The sequence below is a fragment of the Chryseobacterium indologenes genome (genome assembly GCA_016025055.1).
GTDB lineage: Bacteria > Bacteroidota > Bacteroidia > Flavobacteriales > Weeksellaceae > Chryseobacterium > Chryseobacterium indologenes.
In genome coordinates this window covers 2,593,698-2,610,585 of record CP065590.1, presented here as the reverse complement: position 1 = coordinate 2,610,585, position 16,888 = coordinate 2,593,698, and the positions used below count along the sequence as shown (strand labels likewise).

The following is a 16,888-nucleotide window of genomic DNA, read 5'->3' as shown; positions in this document are numbered from 1 at the left end:
GCCGACCTATGAAAAAAAGTTATATCCTGCTATTATTTATCATAGCACAGACCCTATATGCTCAAGTAGGAATAGGTAAAACAACCATCAACAGCTCTGCAGCGCTTGAAATATCTGAATCTAGCAATAAGGGAGTTCTTCTTCCCAGAGTTGACATAATCGATATATTAAACAAAACTACACCAGTTAATAATCCTGCGGAAGGTCTTGTGGTGTATAATAAAGGTAATTCAATCAGCCCCGGAATTTATGTATGGAAAGGCAATAAATGGACACAAATGGCAGATACGTATAATCTGGTAAGCTATATGATGCTCCAGCGCAGTACGGATTATACCGTATTGGGGAGTTTCGCGAACGGTACATTTAAAAACTTCAACGATGCAGCTTTTACTGTGATGTCTAATGATATCGGAGGTTCTTATAATGCAGCAACAGGTGCAATCACTCTTCCCGGAAACAGTGGTTATTTAGTCAACGTATGTCTGAATATCAGAACAACCCAGGAAAGCACAACAGCGGGAATCGGAGGAACCCAGGTTCATTTGCATCAGTACCTGGTCAGGCTGGTAGATCCGGTAACGGGTAATGTATATGGAAAGACCATCAGCATCAATGCTCAATCAATAGCAAGTAATAAAACGCATACACTCAATATGAGCTTTTCATTTGTCTCTACCTCTGCTACTCCTATCACATTAATTCCTTCCATCGCTCATGATGCGGGAGGCACCTATCAGATGGGAGCCGGAGGCACTGCTCCAAACAATGGTGAAATCATTATAACGAATGCAAAAGTTGACATTCAAAGATCAGCTCTTAATCAATAATCAGTATTACAATGAAAAATTATTTTTATATTGTTTGTCTGTTTACCATACTATTGGCCATACCCGTTAATGCTCAAGTAGGTATCAATACAAGCACCCCCAGCGCAAGCAGTGTTTTGGACATCACTTCTTCTAATAAAGGAGTACTTTTTCCTCAATATGACCTCACTGTACTCAACAGTACAGCAACTCCTATAGCCAATCCGGCAGATGGTTTGATGATTTATAACAAAGGAGGAGCCTCCACTTTTCCGAAAGGATACTATATTTGGATCAGGAACCAGTGGCAACGGGCTATTCTTTCGGGTTCTGAGCCTCAGGCGATGTCGCTGATCATTAATTCCGGTGTTTTAATTCCTACAGGAAGTACCAATAATACTTTGGCCAACTTTAGTGTAGCCGCCAATAAAATTACCGGTGCTTCACTGGGAGCAGATAATTCGACCATTACATTACCTGCCGGAACGTATATCCTTCGCTATTCTGTAGATTCAAGTAATGGAGGTAATAATAATGGAACGGCTAATACCCAATACCTTTCACAAAATTTTACCTGTACGCGCTCATACATGATCAATGCGGCGACCGGTACAAATATTACGGAGACGAACAGAATGTGTCAGTTATCAAGTTCTTTCACATTTTTCCAGGGAAGTTATTTTTTAACGTTAGCAGCACCTACTACGATCCGACAAAAATTTGAATTTGATACAGGAAACGGATTTACGGCCAGCAACCTGAATATAAGATCCTCACTGGCTCTTATTATTACTAAAATGAGTCAATAAAAAAACTTAAGCATATGAGGAATGCTTAAGTTTCAGATATATTTTACAATAAGGTTCTCACTGCAGGACCTTATTTTTTTAATTCAGCTTTGCCGTCAGTTTTTTAAATTGCTTCTCTGCATTTTTACCTTCATATAAAATAGCATAAACAGTATCAATGATAGGTAACTTAAGATTCTTCTGCTTTGCTGTTTTATAAATCGAGTCAGCAGCATAATACCCTTCTGCCACCATATTCATGGATTGAATAGCTGATTTTACAGTGTATCCTTTTCCAATAAGGTTACCCAGGTTCCTGTTTCTTGAGAAAAGAGAATAGGCCGTTACCAAAAGATCTCCAAGGTAAGCACTTTCGTTTACATCTCTGGGAGCTTCATAAATTGCTTCGAGAAAAGTTTCCATTTCACGGATGGCATTAGACACAAAGACTGCCGTAAAGTTGTCTCCATATCCTAACCCACTGGCAATACCCGCTCCAATGGCAAAAATATTTTTAAGAATAGCACTGTATTCGTTACCTAAAATGTCCTTACTCGTATGTACTTTAATAAAATCTGAACTGAAAACATTTTCAAGCTTTTCAGCGATCTCGTCTTCTACTGTTGCAATCGTAAGATATGACAGCCTCTCCATTGCCACTTCTTCTGCATGGCAAGGACCGGCAATTACAGCCTGATTTCTGAATCCTATTTTAAATTCATCACGAAGATAATGAGCAACCACATCATTTACTCTCGGAATAATCCCTTTAATAGCTGAAACAAAAATTTTGTCTGAATAATCACACGTCATTTTATCCAACGCATCCGAAAGATAAATCGAAGGTGTTGCCAAGACAATGACATCGCAGGCAGAGACCAGCTCATTGATATCTGTCGTCAGTTTTAAACTTTTAAGGTTAAAGTGGGCAGCAGTAAGGTAGGTAGGATTATGCCCACGAAGTTCAATAGCCCCTTTTACAAACTCACTTCTTACGCACCAATGTACTACTTTACAGTTTTCAACCAACATTTTTACGATAGCAGTAGCAAAACTTCCGCTTCCTACTACCCCAACAGAAACATCCTTTTTATTCTTTTTTGGATTCGAAGATTCTGAAATTATTTTCTTTTTAGCCATAATTGGAATGTGAACTGCAAATATATTAAACAAAGATTTAACACAGGGCTCGAAAATATGATAAAAACCATATTCTTAAAAAAATGCTATGCATACACAATTAAATATAAAATCTGACGTTAGATACAGAAAAAACTGAATTTTACTTAAGAATAATCACCAAAGATTATTTTTATGTAAATTTGCAGTCTTAAAAAAACCGTTTTACCCATACTGAAGAAATATGAAAAAATTTCTAAACAGCAAAAAGAACGTAAATATTCTTCTCGGAGGACTTTTACTAGTAGTTTTTGGCCAAGGTATCTTTATTGCCAAACTGTTTTCTGAAAAAGATGACAAGAACTATGAAGTAAACCTTGTGAAAATAAACACTGAAAAAGACAGTGTAGATTATTTAAAAATGAAAACTGATCTTACTCTGGTAGATCAGACCGTTGGTCAGCTGAATTCTTTCCTCAGATCCAAAGATATTTCTAATGAAAAGCTGATGATGCTCGACCAGGACAGTATTTCAAATTCCATTTACCTTTTCAAGCAAGCCAACCGATATAGTCAATACTTAATGGACCTTCAGAAAAAATTGATGGAGGTACCGCTGGGAATGCCTACAGACGGCTATATTTCATCAAACTTTGGGGTGAGAAAAAATCCTATTCCGTTTAAAACAGTCTACGCTTCGGTGAAATCTCATTCAACCTCAACAGCGGCAGTAGCAGCTCCACAACCGGAAGTCAAAGCTGAACCTGTTGAAAAAATTGTTGAACTAACCGACAGCTACGGAAATAAAAGGGAGGTAAAAGTAATGGTAACTCCAAAAGCTGCGCCGGTGGCTTCTGCGCCGACAGCTCAAACAACCGCTCAAACTGTTGCTACCAATGCCCCAAAAGCTGGTCCTGCTGAGAAGAACAATCCGCCTGCTGAGGCAGACCAGATGCAATTCCATAAAGGACTGGATATTGCTGTTGCTTTTGGATCTGACGTAAGAGCTGCTGCAGCCGGAACCGTAATATTTTCCGGGCAAAAGGGAGGTTATGGAAACTGTGTCATCGTTTCTCACGGAAACGGGCTAGCCACCCTTTACGGACATTTATCACAACTTGTTTCTAAAGTAAATGATAAAGTGAAAGTAGGTCAGGTAATTGCCAAATCAGGAAACTCAGGACGATCTACAGGGCCTCACCTTCACTATGAAGTACACAAAAACAATACTCCGGTGAATCCGAAATTGTTTATGAATCTATAAAAGAAAGCTGTCTCTGATGAGGCAGCTTTTTTATGCTATTTAATTATTCTGTCGCTGATTGGGTTGATTTTGCAGATTCTTATATATCTGAGGAATCCGTGGGAGATAGGTTCGACGCAGAGTTTTTATAAACCTTCCTATAATTTTAAGTGAGCTAAGGAGACAATCAGCCGGCTGATTGGATGAAGATTTAAGGTTAATCTTGAGGAGTAATTTATTCAAAAATCTCGGCTGCCAGAGGCAGCCGAGATTTTATTTTAAAATTTTAATAGTTCCTTTAGGATGTGTAAATGTCCCGTCAGGACCGGCAATATTAGAATAAACAATATTTTTATTATAATCCTGAATATGGGTTACATTAAAACCGAGATGAGGCTCATGCCAATACACCATAAAAACATTTCTGGCTACTTCAACGGCTGTATATTCTACCGTATCAGTACTGTTCTTTGAACTTCCTTCCGTTCCTATAAATGTCATGGTTTTGTTGTCTTTAAAATCAAGAACAAATTTCACTGTTCCGAAATCTACTTCAACCTTTCTGCCGATAGCGGGATAAGGAGATTTTAAATCCCAATCCATTTCTCCGCGGAAGACTTTCACTCCCATTTCAAGCTCATCTTTTCCCGGAAGATTCGGATATTTTTTAACCATAAAATCTACAATCGCAGGTGTCGTCTTATTTTCTGTTACGGCTTTCCTGTAATTCTCAAGATAACTTTTCACAAAATCAAGCGATTGAGGAGCTAAGGATTGTTTTGCGAAGTGTGAAGGTATAACCTGCTGAGGATGCAGTGCTTTCATAGCATCAATTTGACCGATCCACTGATCAATAGCCTTTACATTCTGTGTATCTGCCATCCAAAGGTGCGAATCTACAGAAACAGAAATTCCTCCGGCAATTGTTTTGATTGATGGGATCCAGAGAAAACTGTGAGCAGGATCTTCAGGATTTTGTTTGATTTCAATTTTATTTCCTTCAAGATCAGGAATTGAAACTGCTGCTTCCGGAACAATTATCTCAGAAGGAGCATCCGACTTCAACTGTGGCTTCCATACCGCCAATTTATCATCTTTTGAAGCTGAGATCAGATAGGCTGTTTGTGCTGTTGAAATAATTTTCACATTCGGGAAAGCTTTTTTAATCACATCCAGTCCAAAGTAAAAATCCGGATCACTGTGAGAGATAAAAACGGTGGTAAGGTTTTTACCCGTAGCCTTTATTTCTTTTACCAGCTGTTCTGCATATTGCTTCTGAAACTGTGCATCAACAAGTATCGCATCTTTATCTCCATAAATAATAGTAGAGGTAATGGGAAAAATCGCTTTTGTTCCCGGATTATACACCTTCACTTTCAGATTCCCTGCCCACACCAAGCTGACGAAGCTCAGTACTGTGATCAACGATAATAATTTCTTTTTTAACATTTTGTTCTTTTAGATTAAAAATTAGTAAGCTGCTGTAAAACGTTCACGGATGTGGTTGTTTTGTTCCAATTCATCAACTAAAACTACGGCTACATCTTCTACAGAAAGACGGCTTCTTCCATTGTCATCAAATACGGGAGTTTCCAGTGAAGTTCTGTATTTTCCTGTTCTTTCTCCTACGTTGGCCTGATTCATTTCTACAGCAGGGCTAAAGAAAGTCCAGTCTAGAGTGTTGTTTTCTTTGATTTTATTTAAATAGTCCCTTGCTGCGGTTGCTCCCGGTTTGTAAGCATCCGGAAAGTCCGGTGTGTCTACAATTTGAACATTATCAGGTGTATAAAGGCTGCCTGCACCACCAACAACGATTAATCTTTTTACTCCTGCTTCTTCTACGGCTTTTTCAATATTTTCAGACCCATGTAAGAAATCATTGTAAAGATTAGGATTCGTCCAACCTGCGTTGAAAGCACTGATTACAGCATCGCTACCTTTTAAAGCGCCTGCCAGTTCGTTTACATTGTTTACATCAACGCTCTTTGCGGTTACATTTTCCTGTGTTTTTACCTTCGATGCATCTCTTACCAACGCTTCAACTGTATAGCCTCTGTGAGCAAGTTCATTTACTATTTGTGTTCCTACAAATCCGGTTGCTCCGATTACTGCTACTTTTTTCATAATGTTTTATTTTTAAAAATTAAATTGTAATAAATCTTGTTACATTTATAGGTAAAAAATTTTAGTCGAACTGGTCGGTAAATTCCTGTAATGACTTATCGCCTAAAAATTGTGTTACCAATTGATCTGTTTCTTCAAATAAAGTATTTAAATGAATATTAATTTCTTTTCCCACACTACATGCCGGATTAGGATTTTGATTTTTCTTTCCTAATACTTCGGTATTTTTCACTGCTCTGTAGATCTGTGAAATAGTAATGCTTTCCGCATTTTTTGCAAGCTGGCTGCCACCTTCTTTTCCCTGTCTGCTTACAATCAAACCTGCTTCCCTCAATACACTGATTTCTTTGCGTACAATGACCGGGTTGACATTAATGCTACCCGCCATCCATTCAGAAGTAAGCCACTCCTGAGGACTTTTTGCCAATAAGGTCATAATATGTACTGCCGTAGCAAATCTTGTATTATTCATTTCAATTACATGGCAAAGATATAACTTTTTTCAAATGTAACAAATTTTATTACAGTTAATTTTTTCTTAAAGTATTAATTTGTCTAAATCTAACAGTAAATAATTGATGTTTTGATTGATCGTTCGCGTTGCAGATTGCATCTGGTTAAGCATAGCTGCGCGGTTATGCAGGTCATCTGCCCGGTAAAATCCCCCGTCACTGAAAATTACTGACTGATCGGCAGCCGTTTTATTATCATCAAACTGGTAATGTAGCCATCTTGTTTTCATGTTACTGATGATGGAATGCTCTTCCCTGTTAGAAAACTTTTTCTCTGTATACATGTACCAGATAAATGGTGGGAAGTTCGGAGACTCCAGTTTTTCCCGCCATATGTCTCTTAAAAGATTTCTCTGATGGATAAACTCTACTTTTTTGCCTTTGGGATTGAGTGTTGCCAATCCAAACCCGGCTCCCAGGATACCTCCTCCGATGCCAATCGCATTATCCCATCCGTCGCTTTTTACAATTCCTCCAGCAATAGAGGAAGCTGCACCTGCAATGATTGAATATAAAATAAGTTTATTATTTCTTGAGGAGTTGAGGTTATCCACATAATTTCCGATCTGTGCTACCCTTTCCCCTTCACAGTCGAACTCTGCCGCTACGGCATCAAGCTCGGTTAAAGCAATGGTAATTCTGCTGTTGATTTTCGTTTTAAGCTGCAGGATTTTAACCTGGGACGCCAAAGATGAATCTTTTTAAGTTCAACAATTTTATGAACCTCATCAAGATTGTTCAAAGCGTTCAGAATTAAAATGCTTTGATCAGAAAACATAGTCTTCAGATCTTTATTCTTTTCTAAAATTGAATCTGAATTGTAGGATGGAAGTTTATTGCTGTAATTGTACTTGAAAGGAGCTTTACAGTAACTGTCCTTAAGGGTGAGAATATTTTGTTTAATAGCCTGATTTTTCTTGGAAACACAAGAAACCAACAGACCAAAAACAATAAAAAGATAAAAAAGTTTTTTCATTCAGTCATATTTTTTGTGCCATACAGCTGCCCATTGCAAACAGATTGATATTCAGGAACAATTGATTTTCTATTGCAATTGATCAACACTAAGATAATACAAATAAAAAAATTTACCTGATGTCAGGTAAATTTTTAATCTATTTTTAAGCTGTACTATTTAATATCCAGCAATTCTACTTCAAAGACCAATGTAGAGTTGGGGCCGATTTCTTTGCTGATCTGCTGATCTCCATATGCCAGATGCGGAGGGATGATTAATCTCCATTTGCTTCCTACAGGCATTAGCTGAAGAGCTTCCGTCCACCCTGCAATTACTCTGTTCAATGGAAAAGATGCAGGAGTTCCTCTTTTACAGAGCTGTCGAATACCTTTCCGGAAATTGTAGTTCCGTGGTAATGGCATTTTACTGTAGATTTAGGTCCCGGTTTTGCACCGTCTCCTTCTGTGATGATTTCATATTGTAAGCCGCTTGGTAATTCAACTACCGTTTCTCTCTTACCATATTCTTCCATATATTCTTTACCATCTTTCAGGTTCTTTTCTGCCAATTCTTTTTTACGTTTAAATAACATGTCTGCTACTCCCATAATTTTATTTTTTTACAAAGATAGTGCTTTTTAGCATTAAGGTTAAATACCCAACCAACCACTGATTTTGCTTTTAAAGACCTTATTGATACCTAAAATTGATATAAAAATCAATTATTTTATGTTTTACTGTATTCGTATTGCCTGGAATTATTGATACCCCGCCGAAAATGAAAACTAAAGTTCAACATCACAAAACATTCTGAAAATCAAATTTTTAAACAATTATTAATTCCAAATATACAAGCTTTAAAATGATATCTTGAGTATTTCATATTTTCTTATCTATAAAATTCAAATAATTGTAATACTCTCTTAACACAGAATCCGAAACTTGGCGTTATAATTGAATTTAAAAACTAAATGCCAGATCCACTAAAATATAATAAGAAGTTCGACGAACTGAATGAAGAAGAAAAAGAACTCCTAGAGATTAACAAACAATCTATAGCAGATTTCGTTGAACAATCTTCCTCTATCAGTGACGTCAATTATGCTACCAGAAATGCCCATGCAAAAACCTATGCGGTGGCGAAAGGTACATTTTGGGTAGATAAAAATATCCCTGAATGGGTACAGCCGTTTTTTGATAATGAGAAGTTTGATATTATGATCAGGTTTTCAAATGCCCAACTGAAAATTAAGAATTCCAGGAAAGATATCCCGGCTTATGGTTTTGCAATACAGATCAAGGATGAAAAAGGAGGATTACTGGCCAATTTTCCTCTGGTTAATTTTCCATTATTTCCTATTAACTCGGTTTCTACTTTTCTGAAACTTTTTACGGCCATTAACCGCTCTTACATCAAAAAAGGAAGCAGTCTGTTCTCTATTGCAGCACAGATGATCAAAATAATACCCTCAGTTGTAACGGGTAGCTTTTTCAAAAACATCCTGAAGCTTTTTCAAAAACGGAATGATTTTCTGTTGTCTTTTGATTATTATTCTGTCGGGGCTTATCGTCTCGGAGATTATATGATTAAAATTAAGCTGGAACCTCAATCTGTGGACAAGAATATCGGGAAGAAACAAAATATAAAAAAGACATTGCGGAATTATTTTCAAACGACAGATTTTACGGCAGATATTTTTATTCAATTTTGTTATGACCTCAAAGACCAGCCCATCAACAAACTGAATGTAGAATGGAAAAATTCTCCTTATCTTAAAATTGGTGAAGTGAAAATAAACAAAGATTCATTATTGGATCCGCGTATCTGCAGTAATGAGCTGCTGTCATTTAATCCATTTGAGAGCAAAGCTATTTTTCAACCTGTGGGCAAAATCCAGAAATTACGTGATGAAGCGTATAAAGTATCTGTACAGACAAGGAGAAAAATCAATAAACTCCTGCATGGAAAGGGTACGGAGTTGTAAACCTGGTGCTGTTCAGTCTACGAAATCTAAGCCATAAATATACTTTATAATCCGCCTGTGCATTCGTGGCAAAAAGCTATTTACCGGAACTTTCTGTCTTCTTCCCGGATTGCCAGATCATTGATACTTGCGTACCTTTTGGCCATCAACCCGTTTTCATCGAATTCCCAGTTTTCATTTCCGTAAGCCCTGAACCAGTTCCCCTCTTTGGTTTGGTATTCATATTCGAAACGTACGGCAATACGGTTACCGGTATGAGCCCAATATTCTTTCTTAAGCTTATAATGCAGCTCTTTTTCCCATTTCTTTTGAAGAAATGCGATGATCTCTTCCCGTCCTGTCACAAAAGTATCCCGGTTTCTCCACTCACTGTTGACGGTATATGCTTTGGAAACTCTTTCAGGATCCTGACTGTTCCAGGCATCTTCTGCCAGTTGAATTTTCTCTTTAGCCGTTTCTAAGGTGAACGGCGGAAGCGGATGTTTCTGTTCCATACTATTAAGGTATTAAATGAATGACTATTTTCTTTGATTTTTCAATCAGTTCATTGGATTTAAAAAGCTGGCTCTCAATAATACTGCTTTCAAAAAGCATGTAGATATGATCGGATACTACGTCATCTTTCAACAATTTTAAAAAGTAATTCCGGAGATCTGCCTTATGAGATTGTATGACCTCCAGGATTTTAACATTGTCTGCAGGAATTTCAGATAGAATATTCAGGAAACTGCATCCCCTGAAATGCTCCTTTTCATTCATATAGATCAGGAAATCAAAAACTTTTATTATTTGATCCTGAAGGCTTGTCGCCCGGGATGAAAAATTAATCAGCTCATTGAACCAGTATTCGTGTCTCACGTTGAGAAATGCTACACACAAATCTTCTTTAGATTTAAAATGCTGATAAAAACTCGCTTTCGCGACTTCTGCTTCTGCAATAATCTGATTAATACCTGTAGAATTATATCCCTGCTGGCTAAACAGGTCAAAAGTTGTTGCTACTATTCTCTCCTTTGGTGACGCCATATTATCTTATTGTAGAGCAAATGTAAGACAAAAATACATAATAGACAAACCTGTCTGTCTAAATAGAAAAGATAATTGCCTCTTCCCTCTTCCAGTCTCCTGTTTCTATCCCATATTCCACAAAAAGCCCCTAAGATTGATTCTCAGGGGCTTTTTATATATTAAACAGTATATACTATTCTTCCAGCTTCTCTTTTTCTTCCTCTTTATCAGGAAACATAATAGACAGAATAACGGAAATAACCAATACTCCACCTACAATTCCTAGTGAAACCGGGGATGAGATGTGATACCAAGGGGCGATCAACATTTTAACTCCGATAAATGAAAGGATAATTGCCAGTCCATACGGAAGTTTGCTGAACATGTGAATAAAATTGGCCAATAGGAAATACAGTGATCTAAGACCTAAGATCGCAAAGATATTCGACGTATACAGGATAAACGGGTCATCCGAAATAGCAAAGATCGCAGGGATGGAATCTACGGCAAAAAGAACGTCTGTGAACTCAATAACTCCCACTACTACTAAAAGTGGTGTTGCCATCTTGATTCCGTTCTGAATGGTAAAGAACTTGTCCCCATCGTAGTTATCTGAAACTTTCCAAAAGCTCTTGATCAATTTTGCTCCTGCAGTATTGCTGTAGTCTTCGTCATCGTCATCATCACCGTCTCCCCATGATTTGATCCCTGCATACACAAGGAACAATCCGAACAGGGTCATTACAATGTTGATTTTTACTGCTTCTCCGAAAATATGCATTTCAGGAAGATAAGTCAGGTTGATAAGCCCTACTCCTGCAAAAATAAATATCGCTCTGAAAATCAATGCACCGATGATTCCCCAGAAAAGGACTTTGTGATGAAGAAATTTGGGCACTTTAAAAAATCCGAAGACCAGGATAAATACGAACAAGTTATCCACTGAAAGTGCTTTTTCAATCCAATAGGCCGCCTGGTATTGTGTAAATTTCTCTACAGCCAGCGCATGGCTCTCCGGGGTTCCGTCTGTATTGAAAACCCAATATACTACCCCTGAAAAAACCATAGACAACGAAATCCATACAATGGTCCAGATGGTAGCTTCTTTGGATGAAACTTCATGACTTTTTTTGTTGAATACTCCTAAATCCAGGAGCAGCATGATAACGACCGTTACCGCAAATCCCCACACCAGCCCCGGGTGCAGTTCTAAAATACTCTGATGTTTTTCCACTTGATTAATGTGTTATTATATATGATAAAAGCAATAAGTGTACAAGGTACAAATATTGCTGTTTATTTTATCTGTTGATTGATAATTGATTACAAATAATTCATCTGCACCGTCTGCACTGTCTGCTCCAGCTTCCTGTCAGCAGTAGGATCTCCGATGGCATTGAATTTCCATTCTCCGTTTCTTTTGTAGAATACTCCCATAACCATGGCAACATGTCCGCTGAAAGAAGCATCGTTCGCAATATCATATTTTGCAAAAACTTCTTTTACATTGGTAGGAGTTCCTTCGTAAATACGGATAGAAGCGAAAGGAATCGTTCCGAAATCCTGACCTCTGTAACTGTTTAGAACCATGGCAACGTGTTCTACATTAGGCTCCAGTTTGCTGAAATCTACAGTGATCACCTCGTTATCCAGTCCGTCATCTCCGTCAACATCTCCGGTAAGGTCATCTCCACTGTGTCTTACAGAACCGTTTCTTGATTTTAGGTTACCGAAATAAATTACTTCCGTTACATTTTTGTTTGAATCATATAAAATACAGCTTCCATCTAAGTCTACTGCTTCTTTTTTAGTTCCGAAAAATCCTTTTTTTTCAATTGCTCCCCAGTTGATTCCTACACAAGCCTGGGAAAGCTCAGCTCCGTTTTCTTTTTTAAGGTTAATTCTCTGACCTTTCTGTAAGTTGATAGCCATTTTTTTATGTTTTGTTGTTGTTTATTGGTTCAAAAAAGTGAAAAAGCAAAATACTATTTTACAATCTACCTTTTAGTTATTATTTAAATTTAAATTAAGCATTGCACGCAGAATATTTGTTTCTTCATTAAAGTCAAATATTTTACTCATAATATCAATATTTTCAAGGTTTCTGAGATAGTCTTTCAAAACGCCTTCTACTTCTGGCGGTACAATTCGTTTTCTTTCGTTCATACTGCTTTCGAGTTGTTCATTCTTTCTTTTCAGCTGATCGATAATGGTTGTTTGGTTCGACTGATTTTCAGAAATATCCAGTTGATCAAGATCTTTATCGAAAAGATATAATTTCCTTTCGTCTACACTGAAAACAAAATAATCATCCGACTGAAAGATTTTGAAAAGCTCATAATCATGGGTTCCGATAAGATAACCACATACAAAACGTACTTTAAAGCTTTGTATATTGAGTCTTCCCAACAGCTTTCTCTCAATAGAATAATCTTTATACTGATAAGCCGGAAAATTTCCGGTTTTCAACAGGGATTCATCTACATCTGTCCTGTAAAATTCCTGTGCATATTTCTTATGAAAATACAGGACATTATCCCAGTTGGCCGTGAAAATATCTTCTGTGAGATCTTTATACACGGTTTTCAGATGTTGTGAAAATATACCGCTATACATTTTACGGTCCGTTTCAAAACTATCGACTCTTCTTTCTTCGAAACCTGAAATATATTTATTGTTGATGTCAATTTCATTAATGACAGCCAGCATTTCGTTTTCCTTCTGCCTTTTAATTTTGGTCAGAAGTTCGATGAGACTGTCGGTATACTGCAGGTGGAAAAGCTCCAGTTTATTGTAATCCAGGGTCGTATTTTCCTGGAACAAATTGTGGATAATATCGGTTTTAATATAAATCGATATCATGTCAATATGTTCAAAAAAATTGGCGAGAAGCTTAAGCCGTGTTAATCTTCTTTTGCTCTGTGACCATATGGTTGCTGCATCATCCCCCACCTTTGCATCCTATAAATTAACCTCTGACATTTGCTTTTAATTCATGTTCCAATGTCTGAAGATCCTGATCCAGCTTTCTTCTGTTGTCTGCACCCTGTTTCTGAATCTGTTTTACTTCATTCAAGGTATTGATCAGCATTGAAGTGGTCTCCCTTAATGTTTCTACAGAAACGATAGTCTGTTCATTAGCTCTGGCAACATTGATAGAGTTCTGACCAAGGCGTTCAGCATTCTTTCTTAAGATCTCCTCTGTTGTATGAGAAACTTTCTGCTGGATTTCAATATTCTGCTGCTGTCTGTACATTGCTACAGCCAGTGACAGCTGATTTTTCCATACAGGAAGTGTCGTCGTAAGAATTGTCTGTGCTTTTTCTGCAATTGAAACATTATTATTCTGAACAAGTCTGATCTGTGGAAGTGACTGCATCATGATGACGCGCACAACTTTCAGGTCAGCCATTCTCCTGTCTAATCTTGCGATAAAATCTCTTTTGTCTGCAATCTGATAATCCTGGAAATTCTGAGGATTAGCTTCCATCTGCGCAAGCTCAACAGCAGCTCTTTCCATTCTGATATTTCCGGCGATGACAAGATCTTCAATCTGCTTAATAGAGTTCACATTGCTTTCAAAAATAGTCTGCAAAACGGCATTATCTTTTGTTGAAGTAATGATCCCTGCATTCACTTTGTAAGAGATCTGCTCGATATTGTTGATGATCTTATCATATTTTGCAAATAAATTTTCCACCTGCGTCATTACCTTCTTCATGAAGGGTAATTTGCTTAAGAAACTTTTTACTTTATTTCCGTTAAGCTCTTCTACGTCCACATAGTTAAGCTCTACCAAAAGGTCATTGATAAGCCCTCCCACTTCACCGGAGTTTGATCTTCTAACATTTCCTAAAAAGCTGTCACTCTGATTGGTTAAGGTTTTCTGAAGTTCTGCACCGAAATTCACAATAGAACCCGGATTCGCCTCATCGATGGAGTTGGCGAGAACTTCATATTTCTGGCGTTCTTCAGTCTGTAGCTGAGTTAAGTTTACATTTCCCTCTCTGTCTACAAGAACTGCCGGCGTTGCATTTTGAGCAGGCTGAGCCGGTGTTGGCGGAACCATGGGTGTAGGTTCAAATGTTCTGAGAGGTTCGATGGATCCTAGCGGATCTATAGGTTGATTTTCCTGATTGTCCATGATTACTTCTGATAAATTGATACAAATTTCTCAAGGCCGTCTCTCTGTCCTGCTCCTACAGCCTCAAATTTCCATTCTCCGTTTCTGTTGTAGATTCTTCCGAATTCTACTGCTGTTTCGATTGAGAAATCTTCGTCAAGTTCATACTTTAAGATTTCCTCATTCGTATCTGTATTGAAAATTCTGATAAAAGAATTTCTTACCTGTCCAAAATTCTGTCTTCTTGCATCTGCATCGTGAATCGTTACCACCACAGTGATTTCTTTTACGGCAGCATCAATCTTTGTAAGATCAATTTTGATCTGCTCGTCATCTCCTGCGCCTTCACCGGTAAGGTTATCCCCTGTGTGAACAACTGCTTTATCCGGAGATTCAAGGTTGTTATAAAAAATAAAGTGATTATCTGACACTAACTTTTTATCATCTCCCAACAAAAATAAAGATGCATCAAGATCGAAAGCAGTTCCTGTAGAAGTATTATTGATATCCCATCCTAAACCTACAGTGAATTTAGGTGCGTTGATGTTTTCTCTTTGTCCTTTTTGTAAGTTAATAGCCATAATATAATTCCGTTTGTGTTAAAGTATTGATGTTATTTTTATATTCTTTTATTAAATGATAATTGTTGCTGATGGCCAACTCCAACAGAAGATCCATCTGCTCTTTTTTTACTTTAGACGTAAGATAGTCAAAATTACTTGAATCCAGGCCTAAAATATATTTTACAATCCTTGTATTGAACTCAAAATTAGGCTTCTGCATTACTTCTGCAACATCTTTTACATCCTGTACTGCGTAATAATTGAAAAAATTTTCAATCTTCGGGTCAAGATCAAAGTTCATTAATTCTGCATAATACATAAACATAAAGTCTGCTTCCACGTCATATTGATCCAGGATTCTGTTGACTGTATATTCATGGCTACCGGTGATTTTGATATCGTCTATAAAAATACAAAGTTTTCCTCTCAAAAAATCCTTATCGATATAATAAGTATCATTGGCAATCAGATTTTTACGGTCTTCAAAGCTAAGATTCCCGTAATCTGTGATGTAGGTATGATTTCTGTTGATTTTTGATAAAATGCTTGATTTTTTCCCTTTTTGAAAAAGGTAAAAATCAAGATGTTTTTTGAAGAAAAAACATAAAAAGTTGGAAGCCGTAGGAATGGCCATGTATGGACTTGGCAACACTACAATTTCTTTATCTGTTTCTAAAAGGTTCTCATGTCCGGAAATAAATCCGTCAAATAATTCTTTTGCAAATTTTTCAGCATACGACTTATCGCCATATTTGAAATAGCTGTATTCAGCCGGTGAAAAACTAAACTCATCCGCCGAATGAATGTGGTGTAAGCTGTATCTTTTGTTCATGTTATATTAGTGTTTAAGTAAATGTGCACTGAAACCGAAGTCCTGAGCTCCTTTATAATCTGCAATGGGATTATCTCCGATGTGCAAAATTTTTTCAAGAGGCAGATCCTGATCTTTCAGTTGATTTTTCACTTCCTGAAAAATAAGGGGATTCGGTTTGGAACAGTTGATTTCATCAGAATAGATATGGAAATCAATATACTGATCGAGATTTTCGTGAATCAGAAATTTTCTCATCGTCGTACCTTTGATAAATCCTGTGTTGCTCAGAATATTAATCGTCTTCCCATGACTTTTAATATTGTCAAAAACATCATGTATATTTTCAAAAATAACAACAGGCTTATATTGTAAAAACAAATCTTCACTTTTCAAATAAAATTCGTTAAGCTTTTCTTTGTTTAAAAGTTTTACATCCACTTCCAGAGCTCCCAGAATCATCAGATATATTTCAAAAGTATCTATATTTCCTCCTGTGATCTCATTGATCGTATTGCAAAGATCATCATAATATTTTACGGTTTTTGCAACTTCATCCATAGGTTTGTTAACCTCAAAAAATGAGGAGAACAGCTCAACTCTTTTTGCTTTAAATTCGGGATGAGATTTGATTAGAGTGAGCCACAAGTCAAAGGAAAAATGACAGTGGTTGTGAATGTCGATATCTGTTTTCAATATGTTTCAGTTAATAGTTTTATGTAGCTTTTGTTGAAAAAGATTTACTCATATTTTTCCATCAAAAAGTGTTTAATTTTCTATTCTTCCCAAAGATAAAATTTTTATCATAAATGCATTACTTTAGTTTTCTGTTTTAAGATATTTTAT

17 protein-coding genes and 2 pseudogenes are annotated in these 16,888 nt (G+C 37.0%); 4 read left to right on the top strand and 15 right to left on the bottom strand.

Going from position 1 to position 16,888, the window contains the following annotated elements; all coding sequences use genetic code 11:
- The first annotated feature begins 8 nt into the window (after positions 1 to 8).
- Positions 9 to 830 carry a hypothetical protein gene (locus H3Z85_11975; GenBank protein QPQ50252.1) on the top strand — a complete coding sequence of 274 codons (822 nt, stop codon included), beginning with the start codon at positions 9 to 11 and terminating at the stop codon, positions 828 to 830.
- Positions 831 to 841: 11 nt separating this feature from the next.
- Positions 842 to 1,618 (top strand): hypothetical protein, encoded by a 777-nt coding sequence (locus H3Z85_11970; protein ID QPQ50251.1) that lies wholly within the window; start codon positions 842 to 844, stop codon positions 1,616 to 1,618.
- Between the two features lie 78 nt (positions 1,619 to 1,696).
- Here the strand turns inward: H3Z85_11970 and H3Z85_11965 are convergent, their stop codons facing one another.
- Complete coding sequence (locus tag H3Z85_11965) at positions 1,697 to 2,737, bottom strand: NAD(P)-binding domain-containing protein (protein ID QPQ50250.1); 1,041 nt, start codon at positions 2,735 to 2,737, stop codon at positions 1,697 to 1,699.
- A gap of 223 nt (positions 2,738 to 2,960) precedes the next feature.
- On the opposite strand from H3Z85_11965, the gene H3Z85_11960 reads away from it, so the two are divergent.
- A complete protein-coding gene (locus H3Z85_11960) occupies positions 2,961 to 3,980 on the top strand; it encodes a peptidoglycan DD-metalloendopeptidase family protein (GenBank protein ID QPQ50249.1) in 1,020 nt (339 codons plus the stop codon).
- A 252-nt stretch (positions 3,981 to 4,232) separates the two neighbouring features.
- On the opposite strand, the gene H3Z85_11955 is transcribed toward H3Z85_11960, so the two are convergent.
- The 5 genes and pseudogenes from H3Z85_11955 to H3Z85_11935 form a co-directional block, all read right to left on the bottom strand.
- Entirely contained in the window at positions 4,233 to 5,408 is a 1,176-nt protein-coding gene (locus tag H3Z85_11955) for an MBL fold metallo-hydrolase (protein QPQ50248.1), read from the bottom strand.
- 21 nt (positions 5,409 to 5,429) lie between these two features.
- A complete protein-coding gene (locus H3Z85_11950) occupies positions 5,430 to 6,083 on the bottom strand; it encodes an NAD(P)H-binding protein (GenBank protein ID QPQ50247.1) in 654 nt (217 codons plus the stop codon).
- A gap of 61 nt (positions 6,084 to 6,144) precedes the next feature.
- Positions 6,145 to 6,555 carry an Rrf2 family transcriptional regulator gene (locus H3Z85_11945; GenBank protein QPQ50246.1) on the bottom strand — a complete coding sequence of 137 codons (411 nt, stop codon included), beginning with the start codon at positions 6,553 to 6,555 and terminating at the stop codon, positions 6,145 to 6,147.
- 66 nt (positions 6,556 to 6,621) lie between these two features.
- A pseudogene (locus H3Z85_11940) lies at positions 6,622 to 7,571 on the bottom strand (hypothetical protein).
- Between the two features lie 155 nt (positions 7,572 to 7,726).
- Positions 7,727 to 8,160 (bottom strand): annotated as a pseudogene (locus H3Z85_11935) (FKBP-type peptidyl-prolyl cis-trans isomerase).
- A gap of 363 nt (positions 8,161 to 8,523) precedes the next feature.
- Between H3Z85_11935 and H3Z85_11930 the strand changes: the two are divergent.
- Positions 8,524 to 9,537: a catalase gene (locus tag H3Z85_11930; GenBank protein ID QPQ50245.1), complete on the top strand. Its 1,014-nt coding sequence runs from the start codon at positions 8,524 to 8,526 to the stop codon at positions 9,535 to 9,537.
- An 80-nt stretch (positions 9,538 to 9,617) separates the two neighbouring features.
- Here the strand turns inward: H3Z85_11930 and H3Z85_11925 are convergent, their stop codons facing one another.
- The 9 genes from H3Z85_11925 to H3Z85_11885 form a co-directional block, all read right to left on the bottom strand.
- Positions 9,618 to 10,031 (bottom strand): nuclear transport factor 2 family protein, encoded by a 414-nt coding sequence (locus H3Z85_11925; protein QPQ50244.1) that lies wholly within the window; start codon positions 10,029 to 10,031, stop codon positions 9,618 to 9,620.
- Positions 10,032 to 10,035: 4 nt separating this feature from the next.
- Entirely contained in the window at positions 10,036 to 10,563 is a 528-nt protein-coding gene (locus H3Z85_11920; GenBank protein ID QPQ50243.1) for a TetR/AcrR family transcriptional regulator, read from the bottom strand.
- Positions 10,564 to 10,738: 175 nt separating this feature from the next.
- The gene (locus H3Z85_11915; GenBank protein QPQ50242.1) at positions 10,739 to 11,779 is read right to left on the bottom strand and encodes a TerC/Alx family metal homeostasis membrane protein; all 1,041 of its coding nucleotides are present in this window, start codon (positions 11,777 to 11,779) and stop codon (positions 10,739 to 10,741) included.
- Between the two features lie 89 nt (positions 11,780 to 11,868).
- The gene (locus H3Z85_11910; protein ID QPQ50241.1) at positions 11,869 to 12,477 is read right to left on the bottom strand and encodes a TerD family protein; all 609 of its coding nucleotides are present in this window, start codon (positions 12,475 to 12,477) and stop codon (positions 11,869 to 11,871) included.
- A gap of 72 nt (positions 12,478 to 12,549) precedes the next feature.
- Positions 12,550 to 13,407: a hypothetical protein gene (locus H3Z85_11905; protein QPQ50240.1), complete on the bottom strand. Its 858-nt coding sequence runs from the start codon at positions 13,405 to 13,407 to the stop codon at positions 12,550 to 12,552.
- Positions 13,408 to 13,513: 106 nt separating this feature from the next.
- On the bottom strand, positions 13,514 to 14,689 hold the full coding sequence (locus H3Z85_11900; GenBank protein ID QPQ50239.1) for a toxic anion resistance protein: 1,176 nt from the start codon (positions 14,687 to 14,689) through the stop codon (positions 13,514 to 13,516).
- A gap of 2 nt (positions 14,690 to 14,691) precedes the next feature.
- The gene (locus tag H3Z85_11895) at positions 14,692 to 15,249 is read right to left on the bottom strand and encodes a TerD family protein (GenBank protein QPQ50238.1); all 558 of its coding nucleotides are present in this window, start codon (positions 15,247 to 15,249) and stop codon (positions 14,692 to 14,694) included.
- The gene (locus tag H3Z85_11890) at positions 15,239 to 16,063 is read right to left on the bottom strand and encodes a phosphoribosyltransferase family protein (protein QPQ50237.1); all 825 of its coding nucleotides are present in this window, start codon (positions 16,061 to 16,063) and stop codon (positions 15,239 to 15,241) included. The genes H3Z85_11895 and H3Z85_11890 overlap by 11 nt, the downstream gene beginning before the upstream one ends.
- A gap of 6 nt (positions 16,064 to 16,069) precedes the next feature.
- The gene (locus H3Z85_11885) at positions 16,070 to 16,738 is read right to left on the bottom strand and encodes an HAD-IA family hydrolase (protein ID QPQ50236.1); all 669 of its coding nucleotides are present in this window, start codon (positions 16,736 to 16,738) and stop codon (positions 16,070 to 16,072) included.
- Between the last annotated feature and the right edge of the window lie 150 nt (positions 16,739 to 16,888).